This is a genomic window from Bremerella alba (genome assembly GCF_013618625.1).
GTDB lineage: Bacteria > Planctomycetota > Planctomycetia > Pirellulales > Pirellulaceae > Bremerella > Bremerella alba.
In genome coordinates, this window is record NZ_JABRWO010000007.1 from 316,088 (window position 1) to 333,927 (window position 17,840).

The 17,840-nt window shown below is 53.1% G+C and carries 15 protein-coding genes; 9 read left to right on the forward strand and 6 right to left on the reverse strand.

Features of this window, described 5'->3' with window-relative positions:
- The first annotated feature begins 107 nt into the window (after window positions 1-107).
- The 5 genes from HOV93_RS13955 (at window position 108) to HOV93_RS13975 (ending at window position 4,626) form a co-directional block, all read left to right on the forward strand.
- Entirely contained in the window at window positions 108-749 is a 642-nt protein-coding gene (locus HOV93_RS13955) for a hypothetical protein (protein WP_207397116.1), read from the forward strand.
- A gap of 441 nt (window positions 750-1,190) precedes the next feature.
- The gene (locus HOV93_RS13960) at window positions 1,191-1,727 is read left to right on the forward strand and encodes a hypothetical protein (RefSeq protein WP_207397117.1); all 537 of its coding nucleotides are present in this window, start codon (window positions 1,191-1,193) and stop codon (window positions 1,725-1,727) included.
- Window positions 1,728-1,991: 264 nt separating this feature from the next.
- Window positions 1,992-2,660: a hypothetical protein gene (locus HOV93_RS13965; protein ID WP_207397118.1), complete on the forward strand. Its 669-nt coding sequence runs from the start codon at window positions 1,992-1,994 to the stop codon at window positions 2,658-2,660.
- Between the two features lie 16 nt (window positions 2,661-2,676).
- Window positions 2,677-3,675 carry a hypothetical protein gene (locus tag HOV93_RS13970; RefSeq protein ID WP_207397119.1) on the forward strand — a complete coding sequence of 333 codons (999 nt, stop codon included), beginning with the start codon at window positions 2,677-2,679 and terminating at the stop codon, window positions 3,673-3,675.
- Window positions 3,676-3,717: 42 nt separating this feature from the next.
- Window positions 3,718-4,626 (forward strand): sugar phosphate isomerase/epimerase family protein, encoded by a 909-nt coding sequence (locus HOV93_RS13975; RefSeq protein ID WP_207397120.1) that lies wholly within the window; start codon window positions 3,718-3,720, stop codon window positions 4,624-4,626.
- Here HOV93_RS13975 and polX read toward each other — a convergent pair.
- From polX to HOV93_RS14000, 5 genes are all read right to left on the reverse strand, one after another.
- Complete coding sequence (gene polX / locus HOV93_RS13980) at window positions 4,623-6,356, reverse strand: DNA polymerase/3'-5' exonuclease PolX (RefSeq protein WP_207397121.1); 1,734 nt, start codon at window positions 6,354-6,356, stop codon at window positions 4,623-4,625. The genes HOV93_RS13975 and polX overlap by 4 nt on opposite strands.
- Before the next feature lie 142 nt (window positions 6,357-6,498).
- Window positions 6,499-7,668 carry a hypothetical protein gene (locus HOV93_RS13985; RefSeq protein WP_207397122.1) on the reverse strand — a complete coding sequence of 390 codons (1,170 nt, stop codon included), beginning with the start codon at window positions 7,666-7,668 and terminating at the stop codon, window positions 6,499-6,501.
- Between the two features lie 235 nt (window positions 7,669-7,903).
- Window positions 7,904-8,521, reverse strand: a complete 618-nt coding sequence (locus HOV93_RS13990; RefSeq protein ID WP_207397123.1) for a hypothetical protein — start codon at window positions 8,519-8,521, stop codon at window positions 7,904-7,906.
- Window positions 8,508-8,948: a hypothetical protein gene (locus HOV93_RS13995; protein WP_207397124.1), complete on the reverse strand. Its 441-nt coding sequence runs from the start codon at window positions 8,946-8,948 to the stop codon at window positions 8,508-8,510. Before HOV93_RS13995 ends, HOV93_RS13990 begins: the two co-directional genes overlap by 14 nt.
- Window positions 8,945-10,258, reverse strand: a complete 1,314-nt coding sequence (locus HOV93_RS14000; RefSeq protein ID WP_207397125.1) for a hypothetical protein — start codon at window positions 10,256-10,258, stop codon at window positions 8,945-8,947. Before HOV93_RS14000 ends, HOV93_RS13995 begins: the two co-directional genes overlap by 4 nt.
- Window positions 10,259-10,407: 149 nt before the next feature.
- On the opposite strand from HOV93_RS14000, the gene HOV93_RS14005 reads away from it, so the two are divergent.
- A complete protein-coding gene (locus HOV93_RS14005; protein ID WP_207397126.1) occupies window positions 10,408-11,670 on the forward strand; it encodes an outer membrane protein assembly factor BamB family protein in 1,263 nt (420 codons plus the stop codon).
- Window positions 11,671-11,724: 54 nt separating this feature from the next.
- Here the strand turns inward: HOV93_RS14005 and HOV93_RS14010 are convergent, their stop codons facing one another.
- Window positions 11,725-12,009, reverse strand: a complete 285-nt coding sequence (locus tag HOV93_RS14010; protein ID WP_207397127.1) for a DNA-directed RNA polymerase subunit alpha C-terminal domain-containing protein — start codon at window positions 12,007-12,009, stop codon at window positions 11,725-11,727.
- Window positions 12,010-12,261: 252 nt separating this feature from the next.
- Here HOV93_RS14010 and HOV93_RS14015 point away from each other — a divergent pair, with 252 nt between their 5' ends.
- From HOV93_RS14015 to HOV93_RS14025, 3 genes are all read left to right on the forward strand, one after another.
- On the forward strand, window positions 12,262-14,553 hold the full coding sequence (locus HOV93_RS14015) for an ATP-dependent helicase (protein ID WP_207397128.1): 2,292 nt from the start codon (window positions 12,262-12,264) through the stop codon (window positions 14,551-14,553).
- A gap of 9 nt (window positions 14,554-14,562) precedes the next feature.
- Window positions 14,563-16,017: an oxidoreductase gene (locus HOV93_RS14020; protein WP_207397129.1), complete on the forward strand. Its 1,455-nt coding sequence runs from the start codon at window positions 14,563-14,565 to the stop codon at window positions 16,015-16,017.
- A gap of 309 nt (window positions 16,018-16,326) precedes the next feature.
- Window positions 16,327-17,838: an FHA domain-containing protein gene (locus HOV93_RS14025; RefSeq protein WP_207397130.1), complete on the forward strand. Its 1,512-nt coding sequence runs from the start codon at window positions 16,327-16,329 to the stop codon at window positions 17,836-17,838.
- Window positions 17,839-17,840: the final 2 nt, after the last annotated feature.

Here is a 17,840-nt window from a genome sequence, read left to right on the forward strand (position 1 = left end):
CGACATTGACACTTTCGGCGCTATTTGGGAAGTTTCCTGCTAATCTTCGAATTAGCCAGAGCGAAATTGAATCGCTCGGTACGTATTACTCGTAAGGAAAATGCGTCATGCAAGGAAGCAAGCACGCGTGGCTGTTGCTGATCGCGATCGTCTTCTTTGGTTGCAATCAGTCCGACAATCCAACAAGCACCGCTCAGAACGACTCGGCTAATGGCCCTGGCAGCGATCAAATTGTTGTCGAGACCGTTAAGGACGAAGTCCAAAAGGCTTCTCAAGATCCCAAGGCCGTCATCGAATTGTTTCTCGTATCCTTGCGGCATGGCGACGCGACTACGACTAGTCGGCTGTTAACCACCAAAGCACGAACCGAAACTGCCAAGCATGATATGGTCGTTCGACCACCAGGCAGCGAAACGGCAAAGTTTGTCGTCGGTCAAACCATCTACACGACGGAAACCCACGATATATGCCATGTCGAATCCAATTGGACCGATGTGGATGACGCCGGACGTCGCCAGACCTACGAAATCGTCTGGATACTACGTAAAGAACACGCCGGATGGGCGGTAGCTGGCATGGCGACCGAATTATTTTCTGGAGAAGCCCCTCTGGTGATGAATTTTGAAGACCCACTGGACATGCTGGCTCAGCAGCAACGAGCCGAGCTCGAATTGACCCGTCGGGGAAATGCTACGAGCGAAAGCCCACAGGTAATGCCGGCTTCACACGCTTCTAGTCTCAACCGCTAAACCGGCCACACTGGCATCGTTTATCACATTAAGCCTCGTAGTGATGGATTACGTTCCATTACAACGAGGCTTTTTCCGTGGGTATCTCCTCATGATGACGGGTAGCCGAGAAGATATTGTGGTCAAGCACAACCATCTAGTCCCGTGTGAGACGCGGGGAAAATCTTCTCTAAACACTCTAAATCCCCTTCCCACCGCTTGACTTAGCTTTCAGGCTTGGTAGCTTTACCACCTATGCTATGCAACGCATAAATTCCTCGTAATCGCCACAGCTTCACAACAGGGTAAGCTGAGACGGTTCGTGGGATATCCGGCAATCCTAATAAATTGCCGGGAATTGTCCTCCGACGTTGTGCCGTCGTGTTCGGGGGATCAAATCGGACGGCGTCTTCGTGTTTTGCTCCCTTGCACTTCGGTACGTGAAGTTTGGAGGATTCTTAAATGAATCGTGTTTTCACTCTTGGTATCGCGATCTTTTTCGCGGTCGTTGGTATGGCCCTGATCGGTGGCGAACGTCAAGTTGACGCTGCTTTCGGTTGCCATGGTTGTTTTGGTGGTAAGCACTGTGGCGGCCTGTTCGCTCGTCACAAGGCTTCGTGCTGTGCTCCTGAGCCAACTTGTTGTGCTCCTGAACCAGCTTGTTGTGCTCCTGAACCCGCTTGCTGCGGTCGTAAGAAGCATTGTGGTGGTGGTCTGTTCGCACGCCTGAAGGCTCGCCGTAGCTGCTGTGCTCCAGAACCTACCTGCTGCGCTCCAGAACCGACTTGCTGTGCACCAGAACCAGTCGCTTGCGACTCGGGTTGTGGCACCGCTTGCGGTGGTTGTGACACTGGCTGCACGACCTGTGCTCCAGAACCAACCTGTGCAGCTCCTGAAGTTCACATGGAATCCGAAGCTGCTCCTGCTGCTCCGACTCCAGCTGAAGCTTCGCCATCGGAAGAAGCCCCACCGGCTCCTCCGGCAGCTGAAGAAGCCTAATTGGGCTTCTCTTCTCTTAAGGTGACCAGGCCTGCGTCACCTCAGGGAAGAAACTGAAGGTGTGCGGGATTTGCCCTGTTACCCGCTCTCCCTCAGATAACTCAATAAAAGGCCCGGTCTTCTTTCATTAGAAGACCGGGCCTTTTCAATTGAGTGACGGTGGTTTACCGAGTAAGCATTTTTCGTAGACCATTCGTTGTTCCACGTGCATGTAATTACAATTAGAAGGTATTCCTGCCTGACGTCACGGTGAAGAGTGTCTGTATGTCGAAATCGAAATCCCCTCCGCCGAATCCATCCGATTCGGAAATTATCAGTCCAGCCACACGCAGCGCAATCTCGCTGGTCTTGTTCGTTTACCTGTTTGGTCTCTGGGTCGTTGTTTCCAGTTCGCTGGGGGGTGGATATTCATCACTGTTGCATGAGAAGCTCTTAAATCTTTTCCAGCTCTATACGGAGCCTTTAAACCTGGAAGTCCGAGCTTCGCCTTACAGCATGTACTCCGGCACCCCGGCCGACTACGAACACTTCTTTCGTGTTGAAGTGAGTTCGCCAACGGGTGAAACCAACACCTACCAGGTACCCGGCCCTATGCTTGGATCTGGCCCAAGGGATCCATACCGTTATCAGCGACTGGCAAAAATTGTTGCCCTCCAAGCGGAGATTAGCGACGACACACTACCGGCAGAAATCACCAAAGGGATCGGCCAGTACTTCCTTCGTCAAACGGGCAGTAATAAAGTGTCCGTCCGCTGTATCCGTCGGCGACCTCAACCGATGGAGCTTGAAATTGATGGACAGGTTTACGCCGCTGATCCCAGAGACCCTTCCTACGAATCAGAGCTTTATCGAGCAACCGTCCTTGTTGACTCTGAAGGGTCATTCCAGCTAATCAAAGAAATGGCGGCCGAACATGTCGCCCCGGTCGAGTAACACAGGAATTCCACGCGTGCTTGGTACCTATTTCAATCAATTCACCGACGCCATTTCCTCTGGTTGGAATCAGTTTTGGTTCCAGCGGGAAAGTCCAAAGACCGTAAGTTGCCTGCGAATCGTGGTTGGCGCGGTGGCATTGATTTATGCCCTGACATTTACCTCGGAATTGGCAATTTGGTTTGCCGACGGCGGAGTTCTGCCGGTTGATCGTACCTATCGCTTGACTGGCGCAGCGGATCCTTCTGCCCGGGTCTTCTATTGGTCGATCTTTTACTTCGCCCGTAATTCCATGCAGTTGTATGTACTTCACGCGGTTGGATTGATTTCGATCCTGCTGTTTGCGACCGGACTGCAAACGAGAATCACCTCGATTATCGCGACCGTGTTTGTTCTTTCTTATGCCGAACGAGCACCGATGCTGATGGGCGTGCTCGAACCCCTGCTCTGCCCTGTTATGCTCTACCTTTGCCTGGCTCCGTGTGGTGCGTATTTTTCTGTCGACGCATGGTTGAGAAGGCGAAAAGGAGACACACTAGAAGTACCGGCTTCTTTCACCTCGCATTTGGCGACTCGGCTGATCCAAGTCCACGTAGTTGCGTTCTATTGGATGATGGCATTCGCCAAGCTTGGCAACCCGGTTTGGTGGAACGGTGAAGCGATGTGGTGGCTGATCGCCCAGCCCGACAACCGCCTGGTGGATCTAACATTCCTGGGAGGCAGTGAGGGATCGCGTCTGATCGTTTTCGCCTGGTCCCACATGGTTGTTTTTTTTGAATTGGCCTTCGGTCTGTTGATTTGGTTCCGAATTTGGCGTCCCCTACTAACAACGCTGGCCGTCTTCCACTGGACAGGTCTGGGGCTCGTTACCGGCAACTGGGAATTTGCTATCTTGATGATCGGGCTGAGCCTGGCATTCGCCCCCTGGGAATCTTTGGAGATCGCCTCCCAGGATTCGGCCAGTTCCCAACAACAAGAAAGCCCGGCCCAAGAACCGATCAATGCCGGCGTCTAGTCTCTCTTCCTTCCACAAACCTGCCTGAGAGGAGTCCTACAAATGGAATCATCGTCGAAATTCACTCGCCGGAACTGGATGTTGGGAACCGCTGGCCTCGCAGCAGCAGGCGTCGTGGCCGAATCTTCCGACGCTGCGCAGCCGATCGCCGATCGAAGTGCTCCGAAGTTTAAACTTAGTCTAGCCGCCTACAGCTACCGTAAACTACTGCAAGACGCCAACTCGGGAGTCACGTTAAAGACCTTTATCGACGACTGCGCCGCGATGCAGCTGGATGGGACCGAGCTGACTTCCTATTACTTCCCCCAAGACGTCGATGCCGACTTCCTCTACGACCTGAAATCTCATGCGTTTCGCCAAGGCCTCAGCGTATCAGGCACGGCCATCAGAAACGACTTTGGGTATCCGCCCGGTGAGAAACGCGACAAGCAGATTGCCCACACCAAGACTTGGATTGAAAATGCCGCCAAGCTCGGGGCACCTGTCATTCGCGTTTTTGCCGGACACCAAAAGAAAGACATCTCAGCCGAACAAACGCATCGCTTGATGGTCGACGGTTTGGCCGAGGTATGCGAGTTTGCTGGAAAGCACGGCGTATTTCTAGCCCTGGAGAATCACGGCGGCCCAACGGCAACCGCTGAAGGATTACTCAAACTAGTACACGACGTCGAAAGCGATTGGTTCGGAGTGAACCTCGACTCAGGCAATTTCCATAGCGACGATATCTACGGAGAGTTGGCCCAGGTTGCTCCCTATGCGTTGAATACCCAGATCAAAGTCGTCGTCTCAGGCCCCGACAAAAAGAAAGTTCCCACGGACTTTAAGCGTGTCTTTGACATCCTAAGTGAAGCCAACTATCGCGGCTTCGTCGTCTTGGAATATGAAGAAGACAAAGATCCTCGCGAAGAATGCCCTAAATTCATCGAGGTGCTTCGCGAAGCGATGGGTTAGACACGCCCGAGCAACTTTTGGATGTCGTTCCAAGATCGCGTGTTAAGGACATCCGCTTTGGTCAAACCAGCTCGGCGTGCTTGCATGATACCGTAGCGCATGACATCCAGCCCTTCGATCTTGTGCCCGTCGCTGTTGATGCCGATGGGAATCCCCTGCTCTTTTGCCGCGTGACAATAGATGTCGTTCAAGTCCAGGCGAGCCGGGTTGGCGTTCAGTTCGACGAACTTATTATTCTCTTTTGCAGACTGAAAAACGGCCTCCATATCGACTTGGTACGGTTCACGTCGGTTGATCAAACGACCTGTCGGATGGGCAACGATGCAGATATTCGGGTTTTCTAACGCACCCACAATTCGGTCGGTGATTTGCTGCTGGGACTGGTTCTGACCGTAGTGAACACTCGCGATAATCCAATCCCCTTGTCCCAAAATATCGTCCGGCAGATCCATCCCCCCCTGTTCGAGAATATCACATTCGAGCCCTTTGAGAATTTGGATCTTGCCGTCGTATTTCGATCGCAGCTTATCAATTGCCTTCCATTGATCGAGTAGGCGTTCAGCATCTAATCCGTTGGCCATGCTGACTCGCTTTGAATGATCGGTAATCGCGATGTACTGATATCCCTTTGCAATCGATGCCTCGATCATCTCTTCCAATGTATTCAGGCCGTCGGTGGCATCGGTATGCATATGCATGTCCCCGACGATGTCGTCCACCGTGATCAACTCAGGCAGGCCAGTTTCGGCAAGCTTGAATTCGTCTCGGTTTTCCCGAAGCTCAGGCGGAAACCAGGGCAGCTCCAGGGCCGCGTAGACTTCCTTTTCGGTTTCTCCGGCGAGATAGCTCTCGCTACCGTCATCGTCCACGCGAAACACACCGTACTCGTTGATCTTCAGGCCTCTTTGCTTGGCGATCCCGCGCACCTTTACGTTGTGCTCTTTCGAGCCCGTGAAATACTGCATCGCGGCACCGTAGCTCTTGGCAGGGACCACGCGTAAATCGACCTGCATATTGCTTACAAGTCGAATCGACATTTTGGTATCTCCCCGAGCAATCACTTCCTCTATTTCGGGAAACTCTCCCAGACGATCCATCGCTTCGGTCGAGGACTCAGCGACTGTCAATATATCGATGTCGCCCACGGTTTCCTTACCGCGTCGATAACTGCCGGCAAAGGTGAGCTTTTCAATTCCTTCCACACTCTCCAAATGCTTTCGGAGACGTTGCACTACCTTATCGGCCTTTGCCCAGTAAACACGTTGGTCGGCAGTTGCTGCGAGATCGATTCCGCTGAGAATCGTTTGCTCGGTCTTCGCACCGAAACCTTTGAGCGCACGGACTCTTTCGTCCTGACATGCTTGCTTTAAGTCTTCCAGCGTAGAGATCCCCAGTTCTTTATAGATCACGGCGGCCTTCTTCGGTCCCAAGCCGGGGATACGCAACATGGCCAACACAGAAGGGGGAACCTTCTTTTGAAGCTCATCCAGTTGTGGCAATTTGCCTGACTCGACCAGCACCTTGCACTTGTCTGCCAAATCCTTGCCGATTCCCTCCAGATCCGTCAGTTTCTGCGATGAGTCGTTCAGAAGATCGCTGATTTGTTGCGAGAGGCTTTCGATCGTACGAGCCGCGTTTCGATAGGCTCGTACGCGAAAGCTATTGGCTCCCTGAAACTCGAGAAGATCTGCCAATATTTCAAACTTGGCAGCGATTTGAGCATTGTTCATAACGTTGTTCGCTGAAAGAGTACCTTGTGTCCTCATTCAGCGTAGCGATTGCCATTTGGATTGATCAACTCCCCCTATCGAGCGCATAAAAAAAGGGTCCTGATTTAAGAGCCCCTTTCAATCTTTTGATTCGATTTTTGCACTACTTTTTCAGCGAGTACCAACCATCGTTGTCGGCTTGAATGGAAGCCGTTGGCGGCAAAAAGGATCGAAGCGGTGGCTCCTGCGGCATCTCGTAGCCAACCGGAATCACCTGGGCTCGCTGATCAAGCCCTGCGGTTTTGTCGCGAGGATCGAGCAATCGAGGTGCTTCACTGGCCGAACCGGAGTTGGAAAACTGTGGATCCGGAATCGGAGTAACCGGAGTTACTTTCCATTGACCAGAAGGTGCCGGAGCGGTTGAAGATGGCGTGACGTTGGTCGTTGGAGCCGGACGCTGGCTTGTTACTGGCTGCGGAATGTATCGATTCAACGGAGGAGCACTCGTCGAACTTTCGATGGCCGCTCCAGACGAACCATTCAGTGTCGGGCCTTCAATTTGTGGTCGCAGTGATGGTCGCGTATCCGCTGGCTGACCTCCCTGCGAAGGAGGAGGCCCTAGTTGGTACTGCGGCGTGGCCGGTGCCCCAGGCTGTGGCGAGTAAATCGACCCGCTAGAACCACTGGACGGAGACGCCGGAGCTGATTGAATCTGCGGTTGTGGTTGAGGTTGATACTGTGGCTGAGGCTGAATTTGGGGCTGAGGCTGCGAGTATTGCATCGGTTGCTGTTCCGTGCGAGGAACCCATTGGCCTGATTGAGGTGAAGCGATGGCTCCGCCGGTCGAAGGGGCGATCGGCGCGTTGTATCCTGTCGCAGCACAACCGCAACCTGACGCAGCAGGTGCAGCCCCGAAGGCCGGAACGCGTTGAACTTGGGTTCGCGATGTCGTGCATCCCTGATAGCCAACCACAGGCACGCCTGCCGTGTTTTGCTGATAAACGGGAACCGGACGGTAAACCGTCACCGGCACACGCTGTACCTGCGAGTTGTAATTCATCTGAGGCGCGTAGCCAACCGTCGACACAGGGGACGGCGCGGGACAGGAGCCAACTACCGAAGGCTGATAGTTAGCCTGAACGGTTGGATAACCGGCCGTTGCTGGATAGACGGGATAATTCGTGGTGATCACCGGAGGCGCAACTGGATACGCTTCATCATTGCCCCACATCCAATCAGTCAGCCAGCAGGCCTGGGCCAGGCTGGGATTGTTGAACAGTGTCAGGCTGCACACCACAAGGGTGAGAATGGTCTTGATCGGCGAAGCAGTCATCCGGGAAAGGTCCTTCCGGTTGAAAACGCGTCAGGTCGTCGATCCTTCGAACCTCCAAAATTCGGGCTTCCATTGCCTCGCATCTATAAAAGGGACGGTGAAGAATAGATCACAGGCTTAAGCCAGAACAGAAAAAATCTCATTGATTTCGTCAACTTGGCCAATCAAGCCGACACGCATGCTGCCTGGTGAAGCCTTTATAAGCAGCGAAAGATTGCCGAATCGGCTATCAAAATCAGACAGGTAGCCCTTGTCGATACGCATCATGCCCGGAAGACAAGTAAATACCGTGCAATTCGCACCAGTGGTATAACCGGAAAAAATACGCACGGATATCGCCAGGATCTTCATTCCACACGGCTTCAAGATCCGATTCGTAAGGTGTTACGTCGCAAGTAAGAAGCATCGCAGACAGCTTGAGTGCCAACGACCAATCGGGCTGCGTGCGAAGAATGACCGGCAATCCACAATCGCGATGGCATGTGACCAGCAGGCGAGCTTTATTATGCTGGCAGCGCCAGCGAACCCACCGCTGTCTCCAAAATGAAAGCTGCTCGAAACCATCGATTACCAACAGTGTCTTTGCATCGAGATTGCCAAGTGGTATGGACTCCCGTTTTCTGGACGCTGTCAGCCGGACACGTTGCTCGACAAAACCGCGTAGGCCCCAATGCTGGCTGAGAGTTTCCAGTAACGTTGATTTGCCGCTTCCGTGTGGTCCGACGATTGCACCCTGCGCACCTGGGTGCGGAAAAGCAGCGATCAATGTGTCTAGCGAATGGCCGGTGGGAAAAACAAAGGGGATTTCTCCCGGACGCGTGAACCGAGTCGAAAAGGGATTACGCTGCATCATCGGCACTTTTCCTCGACGATCGTTTCGTCGCAAGGGGTATAGCCGGTTCGAGGTCACCCAGGTGAAAAGGAACTTCTTCCATGTATTCCTTCCCTTGCTGCATGAAAAGTCGGACACGAATCGCCCAACGAATCTTGACGATCAATCCCTGATAAGAAAGAGGACTGCGCGGCAGTCGAGTTTGAAATTTACGGCGTTTGGTCAGGTCAGCATCGTTGCGATCAATTGGTAAGAGACGCCGAAAGTCATGGGTTGCCAGATCTTCTTCTCCGGTCCCTTCGGTGTACCATAATACGGATGCTTCGATCGCTTGCACGTCAGACGGACGGGTCCCTTTGATTTCGAAACTAGCGATCAGTTCATCGTCGGGCAGATAGGTTCGGCCGGGACGATCGAGCGTGATCTCAATTTTGGGCTCGATACTCATCGGTCAACCTCTAATTCAGCCGGATAAACGACGATCGGAAAGCTACGACTCAACTGCGCACCGTGTTCGGCGTTGATCTGCACGACTAGTTTCCAGTGGATCGCATTGTGATCTGACTTGAAGCTGTGCATACAACCTACGGGTACTTTGAGTTGATAGTCCGCCTCGAACGGGAGCCCCGGCTTGATTTCAAAACCCTTCGCCGCGGCAACTTCCTCCTCCACCACACGTTTCGTTTCGCTTCGAACGTCCGTCCCTTGCAGGAAAGTTGCCGCTTCTTCGCATATAAGCAAAATTTGCAGTTGCCGGACCTTCATTTTACCAGCCTGGGTTACGAAAACGCGGTATTCCTTTCCAGGATAGAGCGGATGATTGGAGATTTCCAAGCCTGTGGGTCCCACGCGCGTGTGCGCAGTGACCTCGCGCAGGAACTGTGAGATCGCCGCCAAAGCCACTCCGATCGTTGGTAACGAAATGATCGTCAACATCCAGTCAGGCTTTCCAGCCAAGTGGTTACCCAGTGCGGCGATAAAGAAAACGCCTGCCATGCCACTCCAAAGCAAGCTAAAAATGAGGGTGGCCAACAGCCACCAGCCAGGAGAAACCTCGATTGGCAATCGAAACGCCAGACGCACACCGGGGCTGTTGGTCAAGTTCGCATCGTTGGGAATGGACGGATACGTGGTGGCCGGCATCGCCTCGCGTAAAAGTTCCAGGGTCTTCGCTTTTTTCGCAAACGCCGACCGGCGTTCGACGGAAGTTCCCATGAGAAGTAATGTATAAATCAGGCCGATCCCACCAATCACGATGAACGAGATCAGGACCAGAAAGATGACCCACAAGCCCCAAGCCGGAGTTCGCTCAAGAACGACACTTTGACCGGGACTGTCAGGATCGAACCAACATGGATAGATCCAGCCTGGCTCGTACCCGTTCAGCCGATTCCATGCCGCCTCTTGGGTGGAATAAAAAAGAGGGGATCGCCTCAACGACCAATGATGGTGCTGTCGTTCAGGAAGATCCAGCAAAACGAGTGCTTCGGGCTGATAACGCGGATAATCTTCGGTTCCGAGGCTGACAACTCGAACTTCCTGGACCGTACATTCCCCTTCCACATAGGCGACTTCCGGAAACATCGTTCGAATAGGCCAAGTTTCCAGCACGGTCGAGGCGACGGTCATTGCCGTAAAAATGACGCCGAAAAAGAAGATCGCCGAGAAGAAGAACGTTTCTCCCACGCTGGCCACGACACGCGAAACCGTACGGCGTGAACCGCGTTTTTTCTCCCAAATGCGAAACCAGCGAGGCATATGATGTCTTCAGATTTCCGAAGAAGCAACCAGTCAAAGGAATGTGGAGCGAAGACCATCCGTTTGGCGATCGGTACCTTCGCGCGATACCATGCTAAATATAACTAGATTCACCACTTCGCGGCACCGACTCCCCTTAGGTTTCTCTCATGATTACTCGCCGTTTCTGCTTGAAAACCGTAGGACTGGTCCTCGGCATGGCTTCTTTTGCCTCATTGGCCCGTGCTGGAGATTGGCCTCAGATACTCGGCCCCCACAGAAATGGCCACGCCGAAAACGAAACACTACTTAAACAATGGCCCCCACGAGGCCCCGAAGAGGTCTGGAAAAAGGACCTCGGAAGCGGCTACGCAGGCCCCGCGGTCGCAGATGGTGTTGTTTACTTATTTCATCGCGAGGGCAGTTCCGAACTACTCGAAGCGGTCGAGTTGAAGACCGGCAAGAAGATCTGGTCGCGCGACATGCGGGCCTCGTATCGACCTTCGGTCAACCCTGATGATGGTCCCCGCTGCGTGCCGGTCGTGACTAAGGATTCTGTCATTGTCTACGGCGCGGCAGGTATCTTGCGAAGCGTTGATCGTCAAACAGGAAAATTACGTTGGGAAGTCGACTTGGCCGGAAACTTCGGTGCACCTGATGGATACTTCGGTGCGGGAAGCACGCCGATCGTTTACGAAAAGTCCGTTCTTGTGAACGTGGGGGGACGCAACGGGGCAGGCATCGTAGCCGTTAACTTGAAAGATGGTCAGTTTCAATGGAAATCGGTTGACGATGCGGCCAGTTATTCTTCGCCGGTGATGGCCACGATTGCCGATCGACCCTATGCCGTTTTCGTGACTCGAATGCAAACGGTTGTGATCGATCCCTTCACCGGCAACGTGTTGTATGGGTTTCCGTTCGGTGCCAGGGGCCCCACAGTGAATGCCGCGACTCCGATCGTTTCCGAGAATAAACTGTTTGTCACCGCCAGTTATGGCGTGGGGGCGAAACTGGTGGAACTCGACAAGACCCAAATCAAGCCAATCTGGGAAAACGATGACACCCTCTCCAGCCAATACAATACGCCTGTGCTGGTAGGAGACTACTTGTACGGAATCCACGGACGCGAAGACCTAGGGTCTCCTGAGCTGCGATGCGTCGAGTTCGCCACTGGCAGACTCATGTGGTCGGAACTACTGCCAGGAACGGCGCACCTGATCTACGCGGATAAGAAGCTAATCGCCGTGACCAATGAAGGGACCGGGATCTTGTTTCTTCCGAATGAAAAGAAATTCGCAGAAGTCAGCCGCTTCCGCGCGAGCAACGACATTGTGCGTGCGTTGCCCGCGCTGAGCGAAGGCTATTTGCTTGTGCGCGAAACGGGTACGGGGGGCGGTCCGGTTCGCTGTTTCCAGATTGGTAAGTCCCCATAGCCAATCAATCGCTACACGGACACCAAGAGTTAGCTGCGAGCGTTTGGAGGCTCGTTAAACGGCAACGGCCGTGGCACGAGCGAGTTGGCGAGTGTGACGATAGAATCCGACACCCTCAAGTGCCGAGTAGACCTCGTCGAGAGTCTTTTCGCCGAAGTTGGAAATACTCAACAAGTCGGCTGGTGTGCAATTAAGCAGATCGCGAACAGTGAAGATGCCCTTTTCCTCAAGGCAATTTGTCGTGCGGACCGTCAAACCGATTTCCGCCGTACTCATTTCCAGCTTGGCCAACAGATCGTCATGTTGTTGGTCTACTGAATTTAGAGGAATTCGTGGCATGGGTTCCCTCCCTATCGCAAATGAAAAAATGAAAATGGTAGCGGTTCATCCCTAGAACCACTTTGTCGTGGTCGCTCCACATTCAACCGAGGCTTTAGAGCCTGGCCGAGGGTCTCGCGACGCGATCGCGTTTACTATACTCATTTCTTTAGAATTGAATACCAGTTTCGGAAAAATTTACGGAAACTACCTCAACGGTGCTAGCGAACTTGGCTCGCCAAACACGCTAGCACTCTTTCGATAGGTTGATGGATGACCGATTCCTTATTTGAAGGACTGACTAGCGCCCAGCGTGACGCTGTTTCTCATGTCGACGGACCAATCCTCGTCTTGGCCGGCCCTGGCAGTGGAAAGACGCGAGTTGTCACCCATCGCATCGCGTACATGCTTCGCAGCGGTGTCTATTCGTCGCAGATCGTTGCGCTCACGTTTACCAACAAAGCAGCGCAAGAGATGCGTTCCCGAGTCGAACGGCTGGCCCCGGAAAGCACTGTCTGGGTCAGTACGTTTCATCGATTTTGCGCGCGGCTGCTCAGGGCTTATTCCAATCTGGTTGGACTCGAGCCGAATTACACCATCTACGACACATCCGACTCTCTTCAAATTCTTAAGCGTGCTCTTCAGACCGAAGAGATATCGATGACGCACGCAACGCCTGAGAAAGTCGCCAAGGCAATCAGTTGGGCCAAAAACAACATGGTTCTGCCGGAACGATACGAAGCGAATTCCGCGAACGCAATCAGCTCGATCGTGCAGGACGTTTACCCGGAATACCAACGTCAGCTTCGCGCTGCCAATGCCGTTGACTTCGACGACATGCTGATGCTGGTTGCCCAGATGCTGCAAGAGAACCCGGAACTGCGGGCCGCGCTCGACGAACGCTTTCGTTATATCCTGGTCGACGAATATCAAGATACGAACCTGGTGCAGTACCTTCTAGTGCGTTCCCTTTCCCAACAGCACCCTAACCTAGGTGTTACCGGGGATCCCGATCAATCGATTTACGGCTGGCGTGGGGCGAACCTGAATAACATTCTTGATTATGAAAAAGACTTTGACCAGGTAAAGGTCGTTCGCCTGGAGCAGAATTTCCGGAGCACGCCTAATATTCTTTCTGTGGCAGATCACCTCATTGGACACAACAAGCGGCGCAAAAAAAAGTCACTCTTCACCGACCATCCTACAGGAAAGCCGGTACGCTTTTTGTCTTATGTGACCAGTCACGAGGAAGCGCAAGCTATCGCGACACGCATTGCGACTTATGTGGCTCAAGGAAAACGCCAACCGCGAGACTTCGCGATCTTCTATCGAGTCAACGCGCTCTCCCGCGCCTACGAAGAAGCTCTCCGCCAGCAGGGCATACCCTACATGATCGTGAGCGGTGTCGAGTTTTACCATCGCAAGGAAATCAAGGATGTCCTTGGCTATGCCATGCTCGTGAATAATCCGCGCGATGATGTCGCGTTCACTCGTGTCGTGAATACGCCTACCCGCGGAATTGGTAAGACGACAATACTCAAACTTCAGGTCCACGCGTTGGACCACGGTATTTCCATGCTAGATGCTGCCCGCGAGGCAGGAATGATCGACTCGCTCAATAAGCGAGCCGCCGTAGCGGTGGCTAAATTTGTCGCGATATTCGATCGGATCTCCTTGAAGATCAACCAGCCGGTGGAAGAGATTCTAGGGGCAATTCTGAGCGAGACAGGTCTACGAGCCCAATATGAAGACTCCGACGACGAGGAGGACGTTTCCCGCCTGGAAAACATCGACGAGCTACTCTCGTCAGCTCGGGAATTCGACTTCCAGCACCCAGAGGATGGTACCCTCGAGCAGTACCTGGAAGACAAAGCGCTGGTCAATGAGACCGATGAATTCGACACGGCCCTGGACCGCGTCACCTTGATGACACTCCACGCGGCAAAAGGCCTCGAATTTCCGCATGTGTTTATGGTAGCGATCGAAGAAGGTCTACTGCCGCACGAACGCTCGAAAGACTCGGACGCCCAACTCGAAGAAGAACGGCGATTGATGTTCGTGGGGATCACCCGAGCCCAGGAAGAGCTAGAGCTAAGCACGGCGAACCAACGCGATTTTCGCGGGCGACGCATGATGACGGTACCCAGTAAATTCCTCTTCGAATTGCCTCGGGAAGAAATGGACTTCCAAGCGGCACTGGGACGATATGCTCCGACATCACAAGAATGGGAGGATGTCCATGATATCCCACCGGACGACTTCAGTCAGATTGGCGAATCGGGCAATATTTCCGACGACTCGCCAAGTAATTCTCCTTCATCCCATACTAGAATGCTGATTACCGCAGCCGACATGGTGAAGGGTCCCAGTTCGTCGGCACCGAAATTGAATCCGGACCAATTCCATCAATCCATGGCCGTTATTCATCCGAACTACGGACTAGGCAAGATTATTGCCATGAGTGGCGAAGGTGCCAAACGCACGGCAACGGTTCAATTCGTCACCGGTGATCAAAAGAAATTCGTTCTCGCCTACTCAGAACTTCGATCAGCCTCTTCCAGTTGAGATTAACCCATGAGTAATCGTTTCATCAAAGTAGCCCAGCTGAAAACCGTCGAAGCGTTTCGCGATCGCCTAACGCAGTTGGGGCTCAGCTTGCCATGCGATGATTCGATACTTACGCGCGACCAGGGTTCGCCTATGGCAGCCCCAATGAAAACGGATGGTTTTACGATCGGTAACCGCTGGTGTATCCATCCCATGGAAGGATGGGACGCAAATACCGACGGAACACCGACCGAGTTTACAATTCGGCGTTGGGAAAACTTCGGCCGAAGCGGAGCAAAGCTGATATGGGGAGGTGAAGCCGCCGCGGTGCAGGAAGATGGACGTGCGAACCCAAATCAAACGCTGGGCACCGAGTCGAATCGGTTTGGTTTAGAAAAGCTCTACGATGCGCTCGTCAGCACGCATAAAAACGAGATCGGCGATCCTTCCGACTTAATGATTGGCCTTCAACTGACTCACTCAGGCCGTTACAGCCGCCCTAATCAGAAACAGATCGCAGAACCTCGGATCGCTTATCATCACCCAATTCTGGATGGCCGGGTAGGTATTGATCCGGAAGATGATCGAGCCGTCTGGACCGACGCACAGCTTCACGAGCTGATCGACAATTACGTCTGCTCTGCGAAGATCGCCCAACAGCTTGGTTTTCACTTTGTGGACGTGAAATGCTGCCACGGCTACTTACTACATGAGTTCCTCAGTGCGAGATCTCGTCCCGGTGAGTTCGGCGGTGACTTCGAGGGGCGGACACGACTTTTACTGACCATCATTCGCCGTATTCAGCAAGAATGCCCCGGATTGATGATCGGTGTACGAATGAGTGTGTTCGACTTAATTCCATTCCATGCTGGCCTCGAGGCCGGAGAACCAATCGATTTCCAAAATTTGCTGCCCTATGAGTATGGCTTCGGTGTTAGTGCCGAGAACCCTTTGGAGATGGACTTAAACGAACCGATCCGCCTGATCAAGTTGCTCTACGAGTCAGGCGTCTTCTCCGTCAACCTTTCCGCCGGAAGCCCCTACTATAATCCTCACATCCAACGCCCGGCAATTTTCCCCCCAAGCGATGGCTACCCACCTCCAGAAGACCCGCTGATGGGGGTAGTTCGTCAAATCGAAGCAGTTCGGGAGTGCAAGAAAGCCGTTCCGGAAATGTTGATGGTTGGTACCGGCTATACCTACCTGCAAGAGTACCTTCCCCACGTAGCCCAGGCCTTGGTCCGAGCTGGTTGGGTCGATAGTGTTGGCTTGGGCCGCATGGTCCTTTCTCTTCCTGAACTGCCCCAAGTGACGCTCGAAGAAGGTGCAATGCCAAGGAAAAAAGTGTGTCGAACTTTCAGCGACTGTACGTCTGCGCCACGAAATGGGATCATCTCTGGGTGCTATCCACTCGATCCGTTTTATAAGAAGTTGCCGGAGTTCCAGAAGCTTAAAGACGCCAAGTCGGCTGCTACGAAATAGATCTGCGAAAGACAGATCGATAATCTCTTCTAACGCCTTGGCTATCACGTGCTGCGGTGGACTATTTCCCATCATGATGAGCCAAGATAAGTGCGGAATGTGAATTGCCCACTTTTCTACGGGTTTCGTAGTCCCAATGGGTGATTCGCGCGGATCTCAGAGTTATACTCAGTGCCAGGTGTTCTTTCGCTTTAAAGGGAGCGAAATCACATCTAGGATCGGGCAACCACTTGACCACTAATTTCCTTCACGTCAAGTGGAACGTTGTCGCCAGACTGAGAGCGTAACTACAGGAATGATAGACCAGCCATGCGCGCCTATTTGACCGTCCAGGAAGGTCCTGCCCAAGGGGAAATGATCACAGCCGAGCAAGGCTCGATGTTCCGAGTTGGGCGTCAGGCTAATGCCGACTTATCCATCTCGGATGATCGAGCCATGTCGGGACTTCATTTTGCCCTGCTTTGCGATAAATCACGCTGCCGAATTCGTGATCTGAACAGTACGAATGGTACGTTCGTCAACGGAATTCGAGTTAACCTCGTTGAATTGCACGACCGCGATACGATTCGCGCTGGCGGCTCAGAGTTTCAAGTCCGATTTGAGGGCGAGATCACGACCACCGTTGTCGATCCGCTCATGTATCCCGAGATCCAACGTCTCCGCGAGAAAGACTCACAAAAGGAACCCGGCAAAAAACCGTTCGCCCCAGCGGCTCAGGCCGTGAGCCCCGCGACCTTAGAATCGACAAATGACTTTGGCCAGGAAGTCGAGCAACTTGCCCAGCAGATTTCTGCGGAAGTCGAGAACGAGTGCACAGAGAAGGTCGACTCGGATGCTCCATCTAAATGGGATTCCATACGCATTATTCGTCTGAATGTCACCTTTGAAGACGCCAGTGGCAAACGCCACGTTTGGCTGATTCCCGGCCAAACCGTCATCATTGGACGAAATCAAATGGCCGATGTCACAGTCGTTGGTGATGCCTCGATTTCAGGTGTGCACTTCGGTCTCGACTGCGAAGAGAAGCGATGCCGACTGCGTGATCTGCAAAGCCAAAACGGTACCAAGCTAAATGACGTAGACGTTCCCTATGCTACGATCTACACCGGGGACAAATTCCTAGCGGGTAAAACCGAGTTTCATGTCACGATTGACGGGGGCGAAGAAGCTCCTGATGCTCCCTTACGAACTTGGGTCTTTGAGGATCTGGTTCGACGTAAGTTCGCGACATTCTTTGCGAAGGAAGTTGGAGAAAACTACCATCTGGTCGATGCCGTGGGTGTCGAACCGCTGCCCATCGAGTTTCTCCGCCGGCTTGCCCGCCATCGCGATGTGGGAGCGATCGTCGATACCTCTAAAGTGAAGTCACAACCGTGGGAATCCAACTCTGAGGGGACCTTTGACTGCGACGGGTCGCACGCAAAAGTTTTTCACATCGCAGACATCGAGAAGGTCGTTGACGAGGTCAGAGAAGCTTGGGGCAAAGATGCTTTCGCTTTCATCTTTCCTCACGAAGGCAAAGAAGAAGTCATTTCCGCATATCCCGAAGCGGTTGCAAAATACCGCGAAGAAACCGACTCAGACGCTCCCGACTCAGACGCTCCCGACTTTGGCAGTGCCGGCGATTGGATCGATTGGCTATGTGAGCACCCAGATCGAATATCTGAGCTCATGCCCAATGCGGAAGCCATTTTCATTCAACACACAGACCCAAAACGCTGGCGTCTGCTTTGCGAAACCGACTTCATTTCACGACTGAATCGGCTAGGCTACCTGCCGTCGAAGCCTTCCGTACTGAATGAACCAGAGAGTTCTGACTAAGA

What these genes read in the sequence shown, in the direction of transcription:
- HOV93_RS13955 (WP_207397116.1), top strand. Translation starts at nt 108, where the DNA reads ATGCAAGGAAGCAAGCACGCGTGGCTGTTGCTGATCGCGATCGTCTTC.
- HOV93_RS13960 (WP_207397117.1), top strand. Translation starts at nt 1,191, where the DNA reads ATGAATCGTGTTTTCACTCTTGGTATCGCGATCTTTTTCGCGGTCGTT.
- HOV93_RS13965 (WP_207397118.1), top strand. Translation starts at nt 1,992, where the DNA reads ATGTCGAAATCGAAATCCCCTCCGCCGAATCCATCCGATTCGGAAATT.
- HOV93_RS13975 (WP_207397120.1), top strand. Translation starts at nt 3,718, where the DNA reads ATGGAATCATCGTCGAAATTCACTCGCCGGAACTGGATGTTGGGAACC.
- polX (WP_207397121.1), bottom strand. Translation starts at nt 6,356, where the DNA reads ATGAACAATGCTCAAATCGCTGCCAAGTTTGAAATATTGGCAGATCTT.
- HOV93_RS13985 (WP_207397122.1), bottom strand. Translation starts at nt 7,668, where the DNA reads ATGACTGCTTCGCCGATCAAGACCATTCTCACCCTTGTGGTGTGCAGC.
- HOV93_RS13990 (WP_207397123.1), bottom strand. Translation starts at nt 8,521, where the DNA reads ATGATGCAGCGTAATCCCTTTTCGACTCGGTTCACGCGTCCGGGAGAA.
- HOV93_RS13995 (WP_207397124.1), bottom strand. Translation starts at nt 8,948, where the DNA reads ATGAGTATCGAGCCCAAAATTGAGATCACGCTCGATCGTCCCGGCCGA.
- HOV93_RS14000 (WP_207397125.1), bottom strand. Translation starts at nt 10,258, where the DNA reads ATGCCTCGCTGGTTTCGCATTTGGGAGAAAAAACGCGGTTCACGCCGT.
- HOV93_RS14005 (WP_207397126.1), top strand. Translation starts at nt 10,408, where the DNA reads ATGATTACTCGCCGTTTCTGCTTGAAAACCGTAGGACTGGTCCTCGGC.
- HOV93_RS14010 (WP_207397127.1), bottom strand. Translation starts at nt 12,009, where the DNA reads ATGCCACGAATTCCTCTAAATTCAGTAGACCAACAACATGACGATCTG.
- HOV93_RS14015 (WP_207397128.1), top strand. Translation starts at nt 12,262, where the DNA reads ATGACCGATTCCTTATTTGAAGGACTGACTAGCGCCCAGCGTGACGCT.
- HOV93_RS14020 (WP_207397129.1), top strand. Translation starts at nt 14,563, where the DNA reads ATGAGTAATCGTTTCATCAAAGTAGCCCAGCTGAAAACCGTCGAAGCG.
- HOV93_RS14025 (WP_207397130.1), top strand. Translation starts at nt 16,327, where the DNA reads ATGCGCGCCTATTTGACCGTCCAGGAAGGTCCTGCCCAAGGGGAAATG.